This is a genomic window from Quadrisphaera setariae, assembly GCF_008041935.1.
In the GTDB taxonomy this organism is placed as follows: domain Bacteria; phylum Actinomycetota; class Actinomycetes; order Actinomycetales; family Quadrisphaeraceae; genus Quadrisphaera; species Quadrisphaera setariae.
In genome coordinates, this window is the sequence record NZ_VKAC01000003.1 from 165,226 (window position 1) to 183,437 (window position 18,212).

The window sequence follows — 18,212 nt, forward strand, 5'->3', positions numbered from 1 at the left end:
CGGCTGTGCTCGACGCCAGACCTTCTTCTTCGAAGTTTCGAATCCGAATGTTCCACGGGTGTGTCCGGAGGGTCAAGGCCTCGTGTCGACTTCCTCTCGCGCCCGGGCGATGCCGCTCCCGTCGACGTCGACGGCGACGCGCGCGGTGTGGCGGCCCGTTCCGGCCGTCTCGCCCCAGGGCGTCCGTGAGGGGGCTCATCGCTGTGCCCGCGGGGACGCTGACCTCAGCCGCGAGCGGGCGCAGCCCCCACGCGGAAGCGCTCGGGGGCGGGTGCTGAGCCGGTGGCGACGTCGGCCGCGAGCTCTCCGAGCAGCGGGGCGAACTTCGCCCCGTGGCCCGAGCACGGCGACAGCACCGTCACCCCGTCGACCCCGTCGACGACGAAGTCCTCGGTGGGGGTCGTCGTGTACAGGCACGTCGTCTCCGCGTACGGCTCGGGGACCAGCCCCGGGAGGTGCTCCCGCACGTAGGCGGTGACGCGCTCGCGGTTGGAGGGATCGACCGCGCCGCTGCGCCGCGACGCCGAGCCGATGCTGCGGCCGGCGGCGTGCTCGGCCACCTTCTGGCCGGCGGAGCCCGCGTCACGGCCACCGGGCAGGGAGTAGGCGAGGATCTGCGGGGTCTTGTGGATGGTGGTCGGCCAGGTGCCGTGCGGGTGGGCGTCCCGGTAGGGGAAGTGGAAGGCGTTCTCCTCGGTCACGTCCAGGCGGGGGAGCGCGGCGACGAACCCCGCGGGCAGCGCGAGGCGCTGCACGAGGTCGGGCAGCCACGCCCCGGCGGCCACCACGATGCGCCCCGCGGTCAGCGAGCGACCGTCCTCGGCGCGGGCGACGAACCCGGTGGCGGTCCGCTCCAGGGAGCCCAGCGGCCAGCCGGTGAGGATGCGGGCGCCGTGCGCGCGGGCCTGGTCGAGCATCGCCAGGACCGCCCCCTCGGCGTCGATGACCGCTCCTCCGGGCTGCACCAGCACCTCGCCGTCCACCCGCAGCTGCGGCCAGCGGGCGCCGGCCTCCGCGGCGCTGAGGAGCTCGTGCTCGACGCCCACCTCCTCGAGCACCCGCGCCAGGGCGCGGGGGTCGCGCAGCGGGCCGTGGTCGACGGCGGGCGCCGGGGCCAGCAGGGATGCTCCGTGCTCCCGTGCGAGCTCGACCCAGCCCGTCGCCGCATCGACGACCATCTGCGCGTAGGCGCGCTCGGGGTAGGCGTACCGGAAGATGCGCGCGGAGCCGTGGGAGCTGCCGTCGTGGGCGGCGGGCTCGGTGCGCTCCACCACGGTGACCTCGTGACCGCGCTGGGCGAGTCGCCAGGCCGTGGCCGCCCCCGCGAGGCCGGCGCCGACGACCAGGTGCTCGGTGGTGCGCACGGCGGGGACCTCCGGGAGGTGGGGGCGATGTCGACGTCGACGTCGAGACCGGTGCCGCGGACGGGCACTGCGCCAGGGTGCCGCACCCGGTGCGCGCGCCGTTGTCAGGCGGGCGGTCTGGTCCCCGGTGCGACCGGGGCGTCGCGGAGGCTCGCGGGGCGCGACGCTCCGGCGTCGTCGGATCAGTTCCGACGGGTGAGGAAGTCCGCGGGCAGGTCCTCCGGGGCGACGGAGATGACCGACTCGTCGTCGACGCCCACGTGCTCGAACAGCTGGATGTCCGCGAACTCCGGCACCACGTAGATGGGGTACGTCGGTCCCTGGTCGCGCAGTGCGCGCATCTCGTCCAGGTGGTCGTTCTGGTAGAGCACCGTCGTCGACCCGTCCAGCTCGATCCAGTGCGGGAAGAAGATGGTCCCGTGCAGGCGGCGGGCCTCGGGCATGACGTTCACGACCACGCTGGTGCCCGTCGGCTCCGTCCAGGACACCTTGTGCACGCCGGGGACCAGCTCGACGAGGTCGACGTGCTGGTCGCGGACCCACCGGCCGCCCACGTGACCGCTGTGGATGCGGTAGTCGATGGTGTGGTCGTTCTTGACGTACATCTCGTAGGTCCAGCCGTTGGCGTACGTGTAGAGGAAGCGGTGGCCGGCGAGGGTGCTGATGCGCGTGGTGTCGGTGGTGGTCACCAGTTAGGTTTAAGTCAAACACTGTTTGGAGTCAACTCGGATGTCTGACGACAGGTCGCAGACCGCTGCCCAGCTGGGACAGGCGCTCGCGCCGCTGAGGCGCGGCATCACGCGCGCGGTGAGGAGCCGGGCCGGCCTACCGGACCTGCCGGACAACCAGGTCGAGGTGCTCAGGGCCGTGGTCGCCGAGCCGGGGCTGAGCACCGGCTCCCTGGCCGTCCGGCTGCAGCTGGCCCGACCCACCGTCAGCAACCTCCTCAACGCCATGCGCCGGGCAGGGCTTGTCGAGCTGCGCCGCCGGGACGACGACGCGCGCGCGGTCGAGGTGTTCGCCGCGACGGAGGCCGTCGACCTCCTCGCCCGGTTCGACACCGTCAGCACCGAGGTCCTCGTCGAGGCGCTCGACCGGCTCTCCCCGGCCGACCGGCGAGCCCTCGGACGCGCGCTCCCCGCGCTGCAGGCGCTGGGCGCCGTCTTCGCGTCGAGGTGAGCTCGGCGTCGTCTGGCCTCACGTGCCCACGGCCTCCACGATCCGCTGGGCCATCCGATCCGCACCGAGGTGGTCATCGGCCGTCACCGTCACCACGGCATCCCCTGTGAAGATGAGCATCTGCCCGTGCGCGCCGTGCAGGCGCCAGGCAGGTCCGGGTCCGCCCCAGCCACCGAGCGCGTAGTGGGTGTACCCCGGGCCCGCCTCACGCACGGTCCACCCCGAGTGCATCGCGTCGACCCAATGCGGCGAGACCAGCGGCCGTCCCTCCCAGGCGCCGCGGTCGCGCAGCAGCTGTCCGAGGAGCGCGAGCTCGCCGCTGCGCAGGTGCAGACCCTCAGCTGCCTTGACGTGCCCCAGCGGGCACCGGTCCCAGTCGGGGACGTCGATGCCCAGCGGTTCGAACAGGCGGCGGCCCACCCAGGCGTGCACATCGCCGACCGCGGCTGCCAGAGCACGCATCGCGGTGTAGGTGCTCGCCGAGGAGTAGGAGAAGGCCCGGTCCAGCGCGGGCCGGGACAGGAACGCGGCGGCGACGTCGGGCACGTCGGTCGTCCACGTCGGTGACCACGGCATCTCGATGCCGCTGGTCATCCCCAGCAGGTGGCGCGTGGTGACCGCGCTGGCACCACCACCCGTGGCCAGGTCGGGCAGGTAGCGCGCCACCGGTGCGTCGACGTCGAACAGGCCCGCGTCGCAGGCGGCACCAGTCGCGAGCACGCAGACGCCCTTGGCCACCGAGTGGACGTCACGGGCGAGGTCCTCGGACCACCGGTGCACCACCTGCTCGTCGTCGACCTGGACGTGCACCGCGTGGGCCCTGAAACCCAGCTCCTCGACGTCAGAGACGACGCGGCGCAGGACGGTCTGCGCCCGGCTCATGGAGCGAGTCTGCCGCGGTCCCGGCCGGCCTTCGCGCCGGTGCGACCTCGGGCGCCTGCGAGCGCCTTACCGCGGAGGGCCGATGCCTGAGGAGGCAGCACCTGTTCTGCGGTGTCCCTCGCGTGTTCACGCCAGCGCCCCCGCGACCCGGGCGAACAGGACCGGACGGATGATCGAAGGCCGGGTCTGGTCAGGTGGGCGGGACGTCCGCCGATGGTGACTGCGTGCACCTGGGACCACGAAGGCGCCACCGCGGCGCTGCGCGGTCCCTCGTGCGCCGCCTGAGCGTGCTCCCGCCCACGGCCACTCCTGCAGCGATGGCCGCGCAGGTGCAGGTGCAGTTCTTCGCAGGAGCCGTGCTCGCGGTGGTGCTCAGCGCACTCCCCGGTCAGGAGGGGGCCCTGGTGGGCGCCCTGCTGGCCAGTGCGGCCTTCGCCGTGGGCCTGGCGCTGGTGGTGCGCTGGCGCGGGGGCCTGCGAGCCTGGGCGCTGCACACCATCCTGGTGCTCGGCTCGCTCATCGTGACCGTCGCGGCGATGGTGGCCAGCGACTCCGACACCAGCATCGCCTTCGCCTTCTGCTACTCCATCATGGTCGTGGTCGCCATCGCCTCGGCGTCCTGGCGCGGGGTGGCGCTGCACGTGGCGCTGGCGCTGACCGGGCTGTTCCTGCAGCACAGCTGGGGCGGAGTCGGCAGTCCCACCACCATCGTGATCATGGCGTTCATCCTGGTGCTCCTGGCCGTCTTCACCGGGCGCATCGTGCACGCCACGGTGGCCGCTGAGATCGACGTCCTGACCCGCCTGCCCAACCGCCGCGGCTTCGAGCGAGCCGTGACGCGCGCGCTGGGGCGCAGCGCGGCGACGGTTCCCAGCGCGGACGGGGCGAGGCAGCTCAGCGTCGTCGTGGTCGACCTGGACCACTTCGAGGTCATCAACCGCACCCGAGGGCAGGCGGTGGGCGACGACGTCCTGCGCTCGGCAGCCCGTGCCCTGCGCGACCTCGCCCCTGGTGGCGCAGCGGTGGCGCGCCTGGACGGGGACCTGTTCGCGATGGTGCTGCCCGACCACAGCGCGGCTGCCGTGCTCGACCTCGCGCACCGCGTCCAGCAGGCGCTGAGTCCCGTCGAGGCCTCCCTCGGCGTCGCGCACGTCGAGCCCGACGAAGACGGGGGCGCGCTGCTGCGCCGCGCGGAGTCCGCGCTGCACAGCGCCAAGGGCGGCGGGCGCAACTGCATCCGCCTGGCCGCCCCCGAGGACGCGCGCCTGCTGCGCGCGCTGCGCACCGCGGTGGCCACGTCCAGCATCCAGGTGGCGCTGCAGCCCCTGGTCGACCCCACGAGTGAGCGCACCGTCGGTGTGGAGGCGCTGGCCCGCTGGCTGGACGACGTGCACGGGTGGGTCTCACCGGGCGTCTTCATCCCGCTGGCGGAGAAGAACGGACTGGTCCCCGACCTCGGCGCGGCCGTCCTCGAACGCGCCTGCCGCGACGCCGGGGTCCTCGTGGCCCACCTGGGCCGCCCGCTCATGCTCACCGTCAACGCCTCCGGTGGGGAGCTGGTGCGCGAGGAGTACGTCCAGCAGGTCGCCGAGGTGCTCCAGCGCACAGGGTGGCCGGCCCACGACCTGGTCATCGAGGTCACCGAGAGCAGCCTGGAGGCCGCCTCCACGGCGACCATGGCCACCGTGCGGCGGTTGCAGGAGGTGGGGGTGCGGATCGCGATCGATGACTTCGGCACCGGCTACTCCGCCTTCAGCCAGCTGGACGCGATCCCGGCGGAGTACCTCAAGCTGGACACGTCCTTCACCGCCGCCACCACCACCAGCCCCCGTCGGCGGGCGATGCTGTCGGCGCTGGTGGGCCTGTGTCGTGACCTGGGGATCAAGGTGATCGCCGAGGGGGTGGAGACCCCCGAGCACGCTGCGCTCGTCGCTGAGCACGGGTGCGACCTGGCGCAGGGGTTCTACTTCGCCAAGCCCCAGTCCGTCGGCGACCTGATCGCCTCTCTCGACCGAGTGCCCCACCGCACGACCCAGCAGGGGCTCACCGGTTCTGGCTCCCCGGCTGGTGTCGCGCTGCCGTGACGAGACCCTCGGTGGGAAGGACGCAGCTCGGGCGACCACCGGCTCGCGACCACCTCGGCGCGAAGGGAGACCCGTCTTCCGACGCCCTGGTCGCCAGCCGAGAGCCGTCAGCGCACGGCGCACTCCGACGTGCTGAAGCGGGTGCTCGACCCGTCAGGTCTTGGCCGTGTCTCGGTGGCACGTGGCCGCAGAGGCCGCTGCGGCTGCCCCGGCCACGAACAAGAGCGCGACACCTGCGCGGCATGTCGTGGCAGCTGGGAGCCGTCTCGGGAGGGACTGCGGAGGGGCTGTCGCCTCCCGCGCGAGGCCGTCTGGAGCGTTTGCCCTGGTCAGGTCGGCGCCCCCGGCTGGATTCGAACCAGCGACCATCGGATTAGAAGTCCGGTGCTCTTCCGCTGAGCTACGAGGGCGGGGCGCGTCACCGCGCCGCAGCACAGCGTAGGTGGCGGCCCGCGCCTCCCCGCACAGCACGGCGCGCCGGGCGTCGGGGTGAGACGCGCCGGCAGATGACACCGGACAGCGGACCCGGTGGTGGCGGAGATCTTGCCCTGGCGGCAGGCTTGCGGGGTGAGCACCTCGGCGGCAGCGGCCCCTTCGCCGCCGTCATCCTCGGCCCTGCTGGAACCGGTGGAGCGCCTGCGGGCGCTCGTCGGTGACCTGGAGCTGCCCCTCGGCGCGTCCGGCGCCGACCGCGCCCGCACCGAGCGGGACCAGCTGCTGGCCCAGCTCGACGACTACCTGCTGCCGCGGCTGCGCCGCCTGGACGCGCCGCTGCTCGCCGTCGTCGGCGGGTCCACGGGGGCGGGCAAGTCCACGCTCGTGAACAGCCTGGTGGGCTCGCACGTCACGACGTCGGGGGTGCTGCGCCCGACCACGCGGTACCCGGTGCTCGTGCACAGCCCCGACGACGCGCAGCACTTCCTGTCCGACGCGGTGCTGCCGGGGCTGGCGCGCACCACCGGCGCGGAGGTCCCGGACCCGGCGGCTCCGGGTCAGGTGGCCAGGGGCCTGCGCCTCGTGGAGGTCCCGCAGCAGCCGGCGGGCCTGGCGCTGCTGGACGCCCCCGACGTCGACTCCGTGGTCGAGTCCAACCGCGACCTCGCCGTCCAGCTGCTCGGCGCCGCCGACCTGTGGCTGTTCACCACCACCGCGTCCCGCTACGCCGACGCCGTGCCGTGGGAGGTCCTGCGCACCGCGACCGAGCGCGGCACCGCCGTGGCCGTGGTGCTCGACAGGGTGCCGGCGGGCGCGCTCGCGGAGGTCCGCGCGCACCTGGGCACGATGCTGTCTGAGGCGGGGCTGAAGAGCGCTCCGCTGTTCGCGATCGCCGAGTCCACGCTGGTCGACGGCCTGCTGCCGCGCTCCCAGACCCAGGCGCTGAAGCGCTGGCTGGCGGGCATCAGCGCTGACGCGCGCAGCCGCGACGTCGTCGTCCGCCGCACGCTGTCGGGGGCGCTCGCCTCTCTGGCCACCCGCGTGCCGCGCCTGGCCGACGCCGCTGACGCGCAAGACGCCGAGGACCGCTCCCTGCGCGCCGACCTCCACGGCGCCTACGCCGACGCCACCGGGTCCCTGCAGGACCACCTGTCCGACGGCACACTGCTGCGCGGGGAGGTGCTGGCCCGCTGGCAGGAGTTCGTGGGCACCGGCGAGCTCTTCGCCAGCCTGCAGGCCGGCGTCGGGCGGGTGCGCGACCGGATCGCCGCCGCCGTGCGCCGCAAGGCCCCGCCCGCCGACCGGCTGGGCGAGGCCCTCGCCACGGGCGTCGCCGCGCTCGTGGTCGACGCGGCGGGCCGCGCCCGCCAGAGCGCGCTGCTGCGCTGGCGGGCCCGTCCCTCGGGCGCCGCGGTGCTCGAGGCCGCGCACCCCGCGGACTCCGACCCGCAGCTGCGCCCGGACTTCACCGCCGACGTCGAGCGGCTCGTCCGCGACTGGCAGCAGCACGTCCTCGACCTCGTCCGCGCCCAGGGGGAGGGCAAGCGCAGCCGCGCCCTGCTCTACAGCCTCGGCGTCAGCGGCGCCGGCGCGGTGCTCATGCTCGTGGTGTTCTCCGTCAGCGCCGGGCTGACCGGCGCGGAGGCCGGCATCGCCGCGCTGACGGCAGCGCTCGCGCAGCGCGTGCTCGAGGCCGCCTTCGGCGACCAGGCCGTGCGCCAGCTGGCGGCCGCCGCCCGCGCTGACCTCATCGCCCGCGTGGAGGACCTCCTGGACCACGAGCAGGACTCCCTCGCCCGCCTGCTGCCCGAGCGGCGCGTCGCCGGCGAGGAGGCGGGGTCCCAGCTGCGCCAGGTCGCCGCCGAGGTCGCCCGGGCCGGCGACGCCGGCAGGGGGAGCGCCGCGTGAGCGCCCAGACCCGCCTCGACCACGAGGCCTACGACGACGACGGGCGCTACGACGACGAGGCCCTGCCGACCGCGCTGTCCCTCGACACGCCCCTGGGGGCCGCGCTCGCCGAGCTCGAGGCCGCCCTGGAGATCGGCGGCGACGAGCTGGACCCGGACGCCGCCGCGCGGGCCCGCGCCGTCGCCACCCGCGCCCGCCAGCGCCTGGCGGGCGACACCGGGGCGTCCGTCGTGGCGCTCGCGGGAGCCACCGGCAGCGGCAAGTCGAGCTTGTTCAACGCCATCGCCGGGCTCGACGTCGCCACGGTGGGCGTGCGCCGGCCCACCACCTCCCAGCCCAGCGCCTGCGTGTGGGGCGAGGTGCCCGAGGCGCTGCTGGACTGGCTGGAGGTGCCGCGCCGGCACCGCACCGAGCGGGTCAGCGAGCTCGACGCCCACCGCGAGGACGCCCTCACCGGCCTGGTGCTGCTCGACCTGCCCGACCACGACTCCACCCAGCTGTCCCACCGGCTCCAGGTGGACCGCCTCGTCGGTCTGGCCGACCTCGTCGTGTGGGTGGCCGACCCGCAGAAGTACGCCGACGCCGCCCTGCACTCCGGCTACCTGAGCCACCTCGCCGACCACCAGGACGTCGTGGTGGTGGTGCTCAACCAGGTCGACACCCTCGACGAGGCCTCCGCCGCCGCCTGCGAGGCCGACCTGCGCCGCCTGCTCGCCGCCGACGGCCTCGACAGGGTCCGGCTGCTGCCCACCTCCGCGCGCACCGGCCAGGGCGTCGGAGCGCTGCGGCAGGTGCTCACCGACGCCGTGCAGGCCCGCACGGCCGCCCGCCGCCGCTCCGAGGCCGACGTGCTGGCCGCCGTGCGCGAGCTGGAGGGCTCCGTCGGGTACGACGAGCCCGACGTCGCCACCGCCGAGGGCACCCCGGCCCTGGTCGACGCCCTCGCGGTGGCCGCAGGCGTGCCCGCCATCAGCGACGCCGTGCGCGGCAGCGAGCTGCGCGCGGGCGTCGGCCGCACCGGGTGGCCCTTCACCCGCTGGGTGCGCCGCCTGCGCCCGGACCCGCTGGAGCGGCTGCACCTGCCGTCGTCGTCCTCAGGACAGGGGAAGGAGGTGGCGCTGGCGAGCGCGCAGCTGACCCGCACCTCCGTTCCCGTGCCGACGCCGTCGCAGCGCGCGCAGGTCTCCACCGCCGTGCGGGGCGTGGTGACGTCCGTGGCCACCGCCGTGCCGCCGCGCTGGGGTGACGCCGTGCGCGCGTCGGCCGGACCGGTCAGCGACGACCTCGCCGACGCCCTCGACCAGGCCGTGCAGACCGTGCCGCTGGCCCACCCGGCGCCCAGGTGGTGGGGCGCGGTCGAGGCGCTGCAGCTGCTGCTCGCGGTGTGCGCCGTGGTCGGCGGGCTGTGGCTGGCCGCGCTCGGTGTGATCGGCTACCTGCAGCTGCCCGCCCCGCCGCTGCCGCACCTCGGGCCGCCTGTCGGCTCCGGGTACGAGCGGTGGGCGGTGCCGCTGCCCACGGTGCTGCTGGTGGGTGGCGTGCTGCTCGGGTGGCTGCTCGCGGCGTTGTCGCGCTCGCTGGTGCGCCGCCGGGCCGAGCGGCTGCGGCGGCGCGTGCGCGACCAGCTGCGCGAGGTGGTGGCCCGGGCCGCGCAGGAGCGGCTGCTGGCCGCCGTGGCCGACGTCGTCGCCCGCCACGGCGAGGTGCGCGGCGCGCTGGCGGCAGCGGGGGAGCAGCTCGGGCGGCGCTGACCGCCGTCGTCCCGACAGCCCTCAGCGGGCCAGGGAGGCCCGGAGCGTCGCGCGGACCGCCGGCCACTCGTGGGGGAGCACCGAGTAGACGACGGTGTCGCGCAGCACGCCGTCCGGTCCGATCCGGTGGTTGCGCAGCACACCGTCGAGCTTGGCGCCCAGGCGCTCGATGGCGGCGCGCGACTGCCGGTTGTGCCAGTGGGTGCGCAGCTCGACGGCGATGGCGCCGCAGGCGTCGAAGGCGTGGCCGAGCAGCAGCAGCTTGGCGGCGGAGTTGACCGCGGTGCGCTGCGCCGACGGGACCAGCCACGTGGCGCCCACCTCCACGTGGCGGTCGGCCTGGGCGATGTTGCAGAACGTGGTGCAGCCGACCAGCGCGCCGTCGGACAGGCGACGCACCGCCCACGGGTTCATGGTGCTGGCGGCGTGCAGGCGCAGGCGCTCGGCGACGTCGTCGGCGACCGTCTCCGGGGTGGGCACGGCGGTGTACCAGGCATGCTCGAGACCCCCCTCGGACAGCGCCGCGGCGAGCTCGCCGACGTGGTCGGTGGACAGCGGCTCGAGCCGGACGTGCGCGTCCTGCAGGACGACGCGCTCGGTGAGGGCGACGCGGGGCCCTTCGGGGTCTGCGGTCAGCTGCAGGGAGATCACGGTCGCGCAGGCTAGCGCTGTCACCCGCCCACAGGCGGGGTGCGCGGAGCGTCTGTCCACAGGCCGGCGGGCGGGTGGTGGTGCGCAGGACGACGACGTCGGCACTGTCCTCGCGAGCGCTCGCGCTGGGCGGGCCGAGATGAGGAGGCGGCATGCCGAAGTCGACGTTCACCCTGGTGGGGCACCTCGGGGCGGACCCCGAGCTGCGCGCGACCACGTCGGGCACCCCGTACACGAAGTTCCGCATGGCCGAGAGCGACACCTGGCGGGACCAGACCACGGGCGTGTGGGTGGACGGCCCGCCCAACTGGTGGGACGTCACCTGCTGGGACGAGCTCGCCGAGAACGTCGCCGCGTCCGTCAAGAAGGGCTCCCGCGTGGTGGTGTCCGGGACCTTCGAGCAGCGCGAGTACGAGGTCCGTGACGGCGACCGGGTCGAGCGGCGCCGCGCCACCACGCTCAAGGCGCGTTCGGTGTCGCTGGACCTGCGGCGCGGACCGGCCGACCAGCGGGTGCGAGACCGGGCCGACCAGGCCGACCAGGCCGCCCCCGCCGCGTCGAGGGTCGAGCGCACCACCGGGGTGATCACCCAGGGGCCGTGGGACACCGGCGCCGTGCCCGGCCCGGCGGAGGCCCCGGCCACCGAGCGGTTCGACACCAGCTCCCTGACCGACTACCGCGACGAGGACGCCGCCGCCCCCGACGACGTGCTGCGCAGCGCGCCGCTGGAGGACGACGACGAGGGGGCGGAGCTGGCGCGCAGCGCCTGAGGCGCGGGCTGCTGGCGGGGCCGGGGCGGGCGGCGTGGGAGAGCGCTGCCCGCCCCTAGGCTGGAGGTCATGGCGGAGTTCATCTACACCATGTACAAGGCCCGCAAGGCCTTGGGCGACAAGCTGATCCTCGACGACGTGACCATGTCGTTCTACCCCGGGGCGAAGATCGGCGTCGTCGGCCCGAACGGTGCGGGCAAGTCGACGATCCTCAAGATCATGGCCGGTCTCGACCAGCCGTCCAACGGCGAGGCCCGCCTCTCGCCGGGCTACTCGGTGGGCATCCTCCTGCAGGAGCCCCCGCTCGACGAGGACAAGACCGTCCTGGAGAACGTCCAGGAGGGCATGGGCGACCTCAAGCGCAAGGTCGACCGCTACAACGAGATCACGGCCGCCTTCGAGGACCCGGACGCCGACTTCGACGCCCTCATGAAGGAGATGGGCGACCTCCAGGAGGAGCTCGACCACGCCGGCGCGTGGGACATGGACTCCAAGCTGGAGCAGGCCATGGACGCGCTGCGCTGCCCCCCGGGCGACGCCGACGTCAAGGTCCTGTCCGGTGGTGAGCGCCGCCGCGTGGCACTGTGCCGCCTGCTGCTGAGCGAGCCCGACCTGCTGCTCCTCGACGAGCCCACCAACCACCTCGACGCCGAGTCGGTCACCTGGCTCGAGCAGCACCTCGCCAGCTACCCGGGCGCCGTCCTCGCCGTCACCCACGACCGGTACTTCCTCGACAACGTCGCGCAGTGGATCGCCGAGGTCGACCGCGGCCGCCTCTACCCCTACGAGGGCAACTACTCCACCTACCTGGAGAAGAAGCGCGAGCGCCTGCAGGTGCAGGGCAAGAAGGACCAGAAGCTCGCCAAGCGCCTCGCCGACGAGCTCGAGTGGGTCCGCTCCAACGCCAAGGCCCGCCAGACCAAGTCCAAGTCGCGCCTGGCGCGCTACGAGGAGATGGCGGCCGAGGCCGACCGCACCCGCAAGCTCGACTTCGAGTCCATCCAGATCCCGCCGGGCCCGCGCCTGGGCTCGCAGGTCATCGAGGTCAAGGACCTCAAGAAGGGCTTCGGCGACCGGGTGCTCATCGACGGGCTCAGCTTCACGCTGCCCCGCAACGGCATCGTCGGCGTCATCGGCCCCAACGGCGTCGGCAAGACCACGCTCTTCAAGACCATCGTCGGGCTGGAGGAGCCGGACTCCGGCACCGTGCGCGTCGGGGAGACCGTGAAGGTCTCCTACGTCGACCAGAACCGCGGGGGCCTCGACGCGAACAAGTCGCTGTGGGAGGTCGTCTCCGACGGGCTCGACTACATGCAGGTCGGCAACGTCGAGGTGCCCTCCCGCGCCTACGTCTCCGCGTTCGGGTTCAAGGGACCCGACCAGCAGAAGAAGGCCGGCGTCCTGTCCGGTGGTGAGCGCAACCGCCTCAACCTGGCGCTGACCCTCAAGCAGGGCGGCAACCTGCTGCTCCTCGACGAGCCCACCAACGACCTCGACGTCGAGACCCTGTCCTCCCTGGAGGACGCGCTGCTCGAGTTCCCCGGCTGCGCCGTGGTCATCAGCCACGACCGCTGGTTCCTCGACCGCGTCGCCACGCACATCCTCGCCTGGGAGGGCACCGAGGAGGACGAGGCGAACTGGTACTGGTACGAGGGCAACTTCGCCGGCTACCTCGAGAACAAGATCGAGCGCCTCGGTGAGGACGCCGCGCGCCCGCACCGCGTCACCCACCGCCGCCTCACGCGCGACTGAGACGGGCAGACCCGCACGTGGCTGCCGCTCGCACCGGCGCCCAGGCGCGCCTCGCCGCCGCCTGGCACCGCGCGAGCGGCAGCTTCTGGGCCGTCCCCGCGCTGATGTGCCTGCTGGCCCTGGTCCTCTCGCAGGTCCTCGTGGCCGTCGACCACGCCCTGGGTCCGTCCTGGACCCAGGGCCTGGGCCCGCTGGGCACCCGTTCGGGGCCCAGCGGGTCCCGCGACGTGCTGGGGGCCATCGCTGGCTCGATGCTGAGCGTGGCCTCCACCACGTTCTCCATCACCATCGCGGTGATGACGCTGACGTCGTCGAGCTACGGGCCGCACCTCGTGCGCAGCTTCATGGCCGACCGCGCGACGCACGTGGTGCTGGGCACGTTCGACTCCACCAGCCTGTACGCGCTGCTGGTGCTGCGCTCCGTCACCTTCGAGACCGACGGCACGGTCGCCTTCGTCCCGCACCTGGCGGTGCTCTTCGCCGTCGTCGCAGCGGTCGGGTGCATCGCCGTGCTGGTGTTCTTCATCCACCACGTCAGCGAGTCCGTGCAGGTGGTGACCCTCTCGCGCCGGGTCTGCGACCAGCTGCGCGACGCCGTCGGCAGGCTCTACCCCGAGGGCGCCGGTGACCCCGCCCCGAGGCGCGCGGAGCTGCCCCCGGGCGTCCACCGCGGCGACGACGGTCGGCTGAGCGGCGCCGGTGGCGCTCCGGGGGAGCCGGTCCGCGCTGGCGCGTGCGGGTACGTCGCGGAAGTGGCCCTCGAGGCGGTGGAGGGGATCGCCCAGCGGCACGACGTGCTCGTGCGGGTCGCCTCGCGGCCGGGGCGCTACGCCGTGGACAGGACCGTGCTGCTGGAGGTGCTCCCGGCCGGTCGAGCTGACGAGGACCTCGTCCGCGAGCTGCGGTCCTGCGTCGACCTGGCGAACAGCCGCTCCTCCGCGCAGGACGTCGAGTTCGTCGTCCAGCAGCTGGTGGAGCTGATGTCGCGGGCGCTCTCCTCCGGCGTCAACGACCCGTACACGGCCGTCACGGCCCTCGACGACCTCTCCGGCGGCCTGGTGCTCCTGGTCGCCAGGCCGGTGCCGGCGGCCGAGCGCGTCGACCCCGACGGCGTGGTCCGGCTGGTGGGGGACCCCGTCAGGCCCGTGGAGCTGGTGGACCAGGTCTTCGACGCCCTGCGCGCGTACGCGACCACCACACCGCAGGTGGTGCTGCACGCGGTGGACGTGGCCGAGCGGCTCGACGACGCCGCCGTCGACCCCGCCGTGCGCTCCCGCCTCCGAGAGCAGCTCGCGTGGCTGGTGGAGGCGTACGAGGCGACCGGTCCAGCGCGGCCCGACCTCGACCGGCTGCGCCACCGCAGCGCCGAGCTGCTGGGGCAGACTGCCGTGTCGTGAGCGACCCGGTGACCCTGCAGCAGCTCCTCGACGACGCCGCCTTCCTGTCCTTCGAGCACCAGCTCCACCTCGCCGACCAGCTCGGCGAGCACTCCTGGGACGTCGACCTGGAGCGCGGGCGGTTCGCGTTCCGCGCCGCGGCCTCCGGCGCCGGACCGCTGCTCGCCCAGGCGCCGAGCGGGGAGCTGGTGGCCCACCGGGTGCACCTGCTCGGCACCGCTGCGCCGGGTCCGCGGTCGTGGCTGTGGTCGTGGGCCAACCCCTCCGGCTTCGGCGAGGACACCACCGACCTGGCCCGCTGGCTGCGGGACTTCGGCGACCGCTTCGCCGTCCCCGAGCTGGTGCGTGCCGAGGTCCCCTTCGCGGAGCTCCCCCTGAGCGAGCCCGACGCCGGCCACGCCGTCGGCGCCGTCATCGACGTCGCGAAGGCGGCGTCGCAGCGGTGGTGGTCCTACAACGGCGATGCGGGTGGGGGTACGAGGGCTGCGTTCCTGCTGGAGCACCCCGCCTTCGAGCTGCCCGCCCCGGACGGGCTGCGGGTGGCCCGGGTGCTGACCGAGCGCCTCTTCGCGGGCGGCATCGCCGACCACCGCCGCGCCGTGGCCGCCTACGCCAGCGGTCGCGGCCTGCAGCAGCGCTGGGAGCCGGGGCACACCGGCGCGCGGCTCACGGCGCACGGCGTGGACCTGCGGGTCCGCTTCGACGAGCAGGGGCGCATCGGCGGCGTGCAGGGCCAGGCGTCACCGGCCTGACCGTCGCCGTCAGCACGGCTCAGGGGCGTGGAGGCAGGCGCGTCATGCCCTCCTGGGCGACCGTCGCCACGAGGGTGCCGGCCCGGTCGTAGACCCGCGCCAGGCCCAGCCCGCGCGCGCCGGAGGCCGACGGCGTCTCCTGCACGAAGAGCATCCACGCGTCGGCGCTCACCGGCCGGTGCCACCACAGCGCGTGGTCGAGGCTCGCCACCCGGCCACCGGGCGTCGCCCACGCGGCGCCGTGGCGGCGCAGCACCGGCTCCAGGATCGTCACGTCGCTGGCCCACGCGAGCACGGCGCGGTGCAGCGCCTGGTCCGCCGGGAGGGGCCCGGCCACGCGCAGCCACACCGCCTGGGAGCCGTCACCGTCGTCGTCCCGGCGACCGGGGGCTGAGGGGAGGTAGATCGCGCTGCCGACGTGACGGACGTCCACCGGCCGCTCCTGCGCCCAGTAGCGGGCGAAGGGGTGGTCGAGGCCGCCCACGAGGTCGCCGATGCTCGGCAGCTCCTCCGGAGCGGGGACCTGCGGGGCGGGCTCGGCGTGGTCGACGCCGTCCTGGGCCTCCTGGAACGACGCGATCATCGACAGGATCGGCTGCCCGTGCTGGATGGCGTGCACCCGCCGGGCGCTGAACGAGCCGCCGTCGCGCAGGCGCTCCACCGCGAACGTGATGGGCGTGCTCGGGTCGCCGGGGCGCAGGAAGTACCCGTGCATCGAGTGGACGCTGCGGGCGGGGTCGACCGTGCGCGTCGCCGCCACCACCGACTGCCCCAGCACCTGTCCGCCGAACACCCGCCCGTGCGGTGAGCGCTGGTTCTCGCCGGTGAAGAGGTCCTGACCGGAGGAGTCGACACCGCTCGGAGTCAGGTCGAGCACCCGCAGGAGTCCCGCGAGCCCCTCGGCCTGGGCGGCGCCGTGAACGTCATCAGCCACCCGCCGGAGACTAGGGGGACGGGGTGGCCGCTGCACCGCGCGGGGAGTGCGCCAGCATGGTCCGGTGGCGAAGCGGTGCGTCCCGGTGACGGTGCGGTGGTCCGACATGGACGCGTTCGGGCACGTCAACAACGTGCAGGTGCTGCGGCTCCTCGAGGAGGTCCGCGTCCACGCCTTCGAGGACCTGCGCGACCACGGCGGCCCCAGCCTCCTGGAGAGCGGTGTGGTGGTCGCCCGGCACGAGGTCGAGTACCTCGCGCCGCTCGTCTGGCGCCTGGCGCCCGTGCCCACCGACATCTGGATCACCGCCGTGGGCGGCGCCAGCTTCGAGGTGGGCTACGAGATCTACGACGCCGTCGACGGTGCAGCGGGCGGTGGCGGCGGCGGTCCGGCAGCAGGCGGCGAGCGCACCGTGTACGTCCGCGCCGCCACCACGTGCGTCGCCTACGACCTCGCCACCGGCGCGGCCCGGCGCCTGTCGGCCACCGAGCGGGAGGTGCTCGAGAGCTGGACCGACGAGCCCGTGCCCTTCCGGCGGCGCTCGCGGTGACGGTCCCGCCGCCTCGCCACGAGCCGCACGAGGGCCGCGGTGCGGGCGGTGGGCCGGTGGCGCCGCTGGTCCCCGCCGACCCGCGCGCCCTGGACGACCTCGCCGTGCTGGTCTCCCGCGCCGCGCGCGCGGACGTCGGCGGGGCAGCGCGCCTCGTCGCGGCGGGCGGTGTGCTCGCGGTGTGGGTGAGCCCGCTCCACGGGACCGGCCTGCCGACCGTCCTCGGGCTGCGGACCATCGCCCTCGCGCCCTCCGCTGGACCCGGCTCCGGACCACCGGCCGGGCCCGCGCGGGTGGACGTGGTGGTGGAGCTCGCCGCGCTCGCCGACCGCCTCGCCCGGAAGGACGGCCCCGACGGCAGGCCGCTCGCCGAGCTGGCCGTGCCCCCGGTGGACGTCGGGGCGAGCACGCCGTGGGCGGGGCTCCTCCCGCCGCGCAGCGGCTGGGCGCCCACCCCGCCGCAGGAGGTCGCGTCGCTGCGCCAGCAGGCGCTGGCCGACCCGCGCGACCTCGCCGCGGCGCTGGCCCGTGCCGCGGACGCGCTGGGGTTCCTGCCGCCCGGGGCCGACCCGGACGCCGGGGCTCCGGTGACGGCCGCCGTGGCGGGGCCGTGGCGGCGCCTGTCCACGCGGCGCGGCCACGTGCTGGGCCGCCACCCCCTGCTCGCCTGACCAGCTGCCTGACGGGCCGCCCGGCCAGCACCTGGCTGGCCCCAGCAGACGGCGCTCAGGCGGGCATGGCCTGCGCGAGCCGCTCCACGGCTGCCGCGTCGAGCCCCGACCCCGGCAGCCCGGACCCCGGCAGCCCCGGCCCCGCCAGCCGCGAGGCCAGCACCGCCGCACCGGCCTCGGGGAGCATGAGCGGCGGCCGCAGCTCGTAGGCGAGCCCGGACCCGGCCAGCGCCTCCGACAGCGCTGCCCGCACGAGCGGCACGCCGGCGACGCTGCCGGAGGTGGAGACGGGCACGACGTCGTCGTCGTGGGCACCGACCAGCCGGCGGACCGCGTGCGCGTGCGCCGCCAGCTCCCGGCCGGCGTCCCCGAGGATCGCCGAGGCCACCGCGTCGCCGGATGCGGCCGCCGCACCGACCACCCGTGACAGCGCCGCCACCCGCCCCCGGTCTCCGCGCCAGCGGACGAGGACCGTGTCGAGGACGGCGAAGTCGCCGTCGCCGTCGTCGAGCCCCAGGTGCGAGCGCACGGCGGCGTGCAGCGGCCCGCGGGGCAGCCTCCCGTCGGACATGTGCGAGAACGCCTGCAGGCCGCGCAGCGCGATCCAGTAGCCGGAGCCCTCGTCGCCGAACAGCTCGCCCCACCCGCCGCAGCGCGCCCCCGCGCCCCGCCAGCTGCCGTAGGAGTTGGAGCCGGTGCCCGCCACGAGGTTGATGCCGTCGGCGCCGCCGAGCGACCCCGCCCAGCCCACCACCACGTCGTTGACCACCCGGTACCGCTCGTGCCCGAGCACGGCCCGGGGCATGGCGTCGAGGGCGGGGACGTCGTCGGAGACCTCCCCGTGGGCTGCCAGCCCGACCACGGCGGCCGTGACGTCAGCGGGAGAGGCCCCGGCGTCGGCGCAGACCGCGGCGAGCCCGTGCGCCAGCACCGCCGCGACGGCGGCCACGCCGGGGTGCTCCGCGCCCTCCTGGCGCGAGGCGGCCCCCGCCGCGTCGAGGTAGTACCCGCTGCCCGCGCGGGCCCGTCCGCGCACCTCGCCGCGGTCGTCGACGAGGCACAGGGCGGTCTTCGTGCCGCCGGCGTCCACTCCCAGGTACAGGCCCACGGCTGTGACGCTAGTGGGACCGCA

The 18,212-nt window shown here is 75.0% G+C and carries 16 protein-coding genes and 1 tRNA gene; 10 read left to right on the plus strand and 7 right to left on the minus strand.

The genetic code is table 11. From position 1 onward, the window contains the following. Positions 1 to 224: 224 nt before the first annotated feature. The gene (locus FMM08_RS06100; RefSeq protein ID WP_147925472.1) at positions 225 to 1,364 is read right to left on the minus strand and encodes an FAD-dependent oxidoreductase; all 1,140 of its coding nucleotides are present in this window, start codon (positions 1,362 to 1,364) and stop codon (positions 225 to 227) included. A gap of 182 nt (positions 1,365 to 1,546) precedes the next feature. Further along, positions 1,547 to 2,053, minus strand: coding sequence for a phenolic acid decarboxylase (locus FMM08_RS06105; protein ID WP_304653965.1), 507 nt, complete (start codon positions 2,051 to 2,053; stop codon positions 1,547 to 1,549). 40 nt (positions 2,054 to 2,093) lie between these two features. On the opposite strand from FMM08_RS06105, the gene FMM08_RS06110 reads away from it, so the two are divergent. Further along, positions 2,094 to 2,543 carry a MarR family winged helix-turn-helix transcriptional regulator gene (locus FMM08_RS06110; RefSeq protein ID WP_147925474.1) on the plus strand — a complete coding sequence of 150 codons (450 nt, stop codon included), beginning with the start codon at positions 2,094 to 2,096 and terminating at the stop codon, positions 2,541 to 2,543. Between the two features lie 18 nt (positions 2,544 to 2,561). Here the strand turns inward: FMM08_RS06110 and FMM08_RS06115 are convergent, their stop codons facing one another. Then, positions 2,562 to 3,425, minus strand: a complete 864-nt coding sequence (locus tag FMM08_RS06115) for a serine hydrolase domain-containing protein (protein ID WP_147925475.1) — start codon at positions 3,423 to 3,425, stop codon at positions 2,562 to 2,564. A 224-nt stretch (positions 3,426 to 3,649) separates the two neighbouring features. Between FMM08_RS06115 and FMM08_RS06120 the strand changes: the two genes are divergently transcribed. Next, entirely contained in the window at positions 3,650 to 5,509 is a 1,860-nt protein-coding gene (locus FMM08_RS06120) for a putative bifunctional diguanylate cyclase/phosphodiesterase (RefSeq protein ID WP_147925476.1), read from the plus strand. Positions 5,510 to 5,847: 338 nt separating this feature from the next. On the opposite strand, the gene FMM08_RS06125 is transcribed toward FMM08_RS06120, so the two are convergent. Next, positions 5,848 to 5,919, minus strand: a tRNA-Arg gene (locus FMM08_RS06125). 157 nt (positions 5,920 to 6,076) lie between these two features. On the opposite strand from FMM08_RS06125, the gene FMM08_RS06130 reads away from it, so the two are divergent. Both FMM08_RS06130 and FMM08_RS06135 read left to right on the plus strand, forming a co-directional pair. Continuing rightward, positions 6,077 to 7,852 (plus strand): GTPase domain-containing protein, encoded by a 1,776-nt coding sequence (locus FMM08_RS06130; protein ID WP_222710469.1) that lies wholly within the window; start codon positions 6,077 to 6,079, stop codon positions 7,850 to 7,852. Then, positions 7,849 to 9,603, plus strand: coding sequence for a GTPase (locus FMM08_RS06135; protein WP_147925477.1), 1,755 nt, complete (start codon positions 7,849 to 7,851; stop codon positions 9,601 to 9,603). The genes FMM08_RS06130 and FMM08_RS06135 overlap by 4 nt, the downstream gene beginning before the upstream one ends. A 21-nt stretch (positions 9,604 to 9,624) precedes the next feature. Here the strand turns inward: FMM08_RS06135 and FMM08_RS06140 are convergent, their stop codons facing one another. Continuing rightward, positions 9,625 to 10,254, minus strand: a complete 630-nt coding sequence (locus FMM08_RS06140; RefSeq protein ID WP_255472101.1) for a GNAT family N-acetyltransferase — start codon at positions 10,252 to 10,254, stop codon at positions 9,625 to 9,627. 152 nt (positions 10,255 to 10,406) lie between these two features. Here FMM08_RS06140 and FMM08_RS06145 point away from each other — a divergent pair, with 152 nt between their 5' ends. From FMM08_RS06145 to FMM08_RS06160, 4 genes are all read left to right on the plus strand, one after another. After that, the gene (locus FMM08_RS06145; protein WP_147925478.1) at positions 10,407 to 11,024 is read left to right on the plus strand and encodes a single-stranded DNA-binding protein; all 618 of its coding nucleotides are present in this window, start codon (positions 10,407 to 10,409) and stop codon (positions 11,022 to 11,024) included. 69 nt (positions 11,025 to 11,093) lie between these two features. After that, on the plus strand, positions 11,094 to 12,776 hold the full coding sequence (gene ettA / locus FMM08_RS06150) for an energy-dependent translational throttle protein EttA (protein WP_147925479.1): 1,683 nt from the start codon (positions 11,094 to 11,096) through the stop codon (positions 12,774 to 12,776). A 17-nt stretch (positions 12,777 to 12,793) separates the two neighbouring features. Continuing rightward, entirely contained in the window at positions 12,794 to 14,173 is a 1,380-nt protein-coding gene (locus FMM08_RS06155) for a DUF2254 domain-containing protein (protein ID WP_147925480.1), read from the plus strand. Next, the gene (locus tag FMM08_RS06160) at positions 14,170 to 14,925 is read left to right on the plus strand and encodes a DUF6882 domain-containing protein (protein ID WP_147925481.1); all 756 of its coding nucleotides are present in this window, start codon (positions 14,170 to 14,172) and stop codon (positions 14,923 to 14,925) included. Before FMM08_RS06155 ends, FMM08_RS06160 begins: the two co-directional genes overlap by 4 nt. A gap of 19 nt (positions 14,926 to 14,944) precedes the next feature. Here the strand turns inward: FMM08_RS06160 and FMM08_RS06165 are convergent, their stop codons facing one another. Then, the gene (locus FMM08_RS06165) at positions 14,945 to 15,859 is read right to left on the minus strand and encodes an acyl-CoA thioesterase (protein WP_255472103.1); all 915 of its coding nucleotides are present in this window, start codon (positions 15,857 to 15,859) and stop codon (positions 14,945 to 14,947) included. Between the two features lie 64 nt (positions 15,860 to 15,923). Between FMM08_RS06165 and FMM08_RS06170 the strand changes: the two genes are divergently transcribed. Together FMM08_RS06170 and FMM08_RS06175 are read left to right on the plus strand one after the other, a co-directional pair. Then, positions 15,924 to 16,409: an acyl-CoA thioesterase gene (locus tag FMM08_RS06170; protein ID WP_147925483.1), complete on the plus strand. Its 486-nt coding sequence runs from the start codon at positions 15,924 to 15,926 to the stop codon at positions 16,407 to 16,409. Next, the gene (locus FMM08_RS06175) at positions 16,406 to 17,080 is read left to right on the plus strand and encodes a DUF8010 domain-containing protein (protein WP_222710471.1); all 675 of its coding nucleotides are present in this window, start codon (positions 16,406 to 16,408) and stop codon (positions 17,078 to 17,080) included. Before FMM08_RS06170 ends, FMM08_RS06175 begins: the two co-directional genes overlap by 4 nt. Before the next feature lie 55 nt (positions 17,081 to 17,135). Here FMM08_RS06175 and FMM08_RS06180 read toward each other — a convergent pair whose 3' ends face one another. Next, positions 17,136 to 18,188, minus strand: a complete 1,053-nt coding sequence (locus FMM08_RS06180; RefSeq protein WP_222710472.1) for an N-acetylglucosamine kinase — start codon at positions 18,186 to 18,188, stop codon at positions 17,136 to 17,138. Positions 18,189 to 18,212 lie beyond the last annotated feature (24 nt).

Coding starts and splice junctions, on each gene's coding strand:
- ettA (WP_147925479.1), top strand. CDS start 11,094: ATGGCGGAGTTCATCTACACCATGTACAAGGCCCGCAAGGCCTTGGGC.
- FMM08_RS06145 (WP_147925478.1), top strand. CDS start 10,407: ATGCCGAAGTCGACGTTCACCCTGGTGGGGCACCTCGGGGCGGACCCC.
- FMM08_RS06115 (WP_147925475.1), bottom strand. CDS start 3,425: ATGAGCCGGGCGCAGACCGTCCTGCGCCGCGTCGTCTCTGACGTCGAG.
- FMM08_RS06110 (WP_147925474.1), top strand. CDS start 2,094: ATGTCTGACGACAGGTCGCAGACCGCTGCCCAGCTGGGACAGGCGCTC.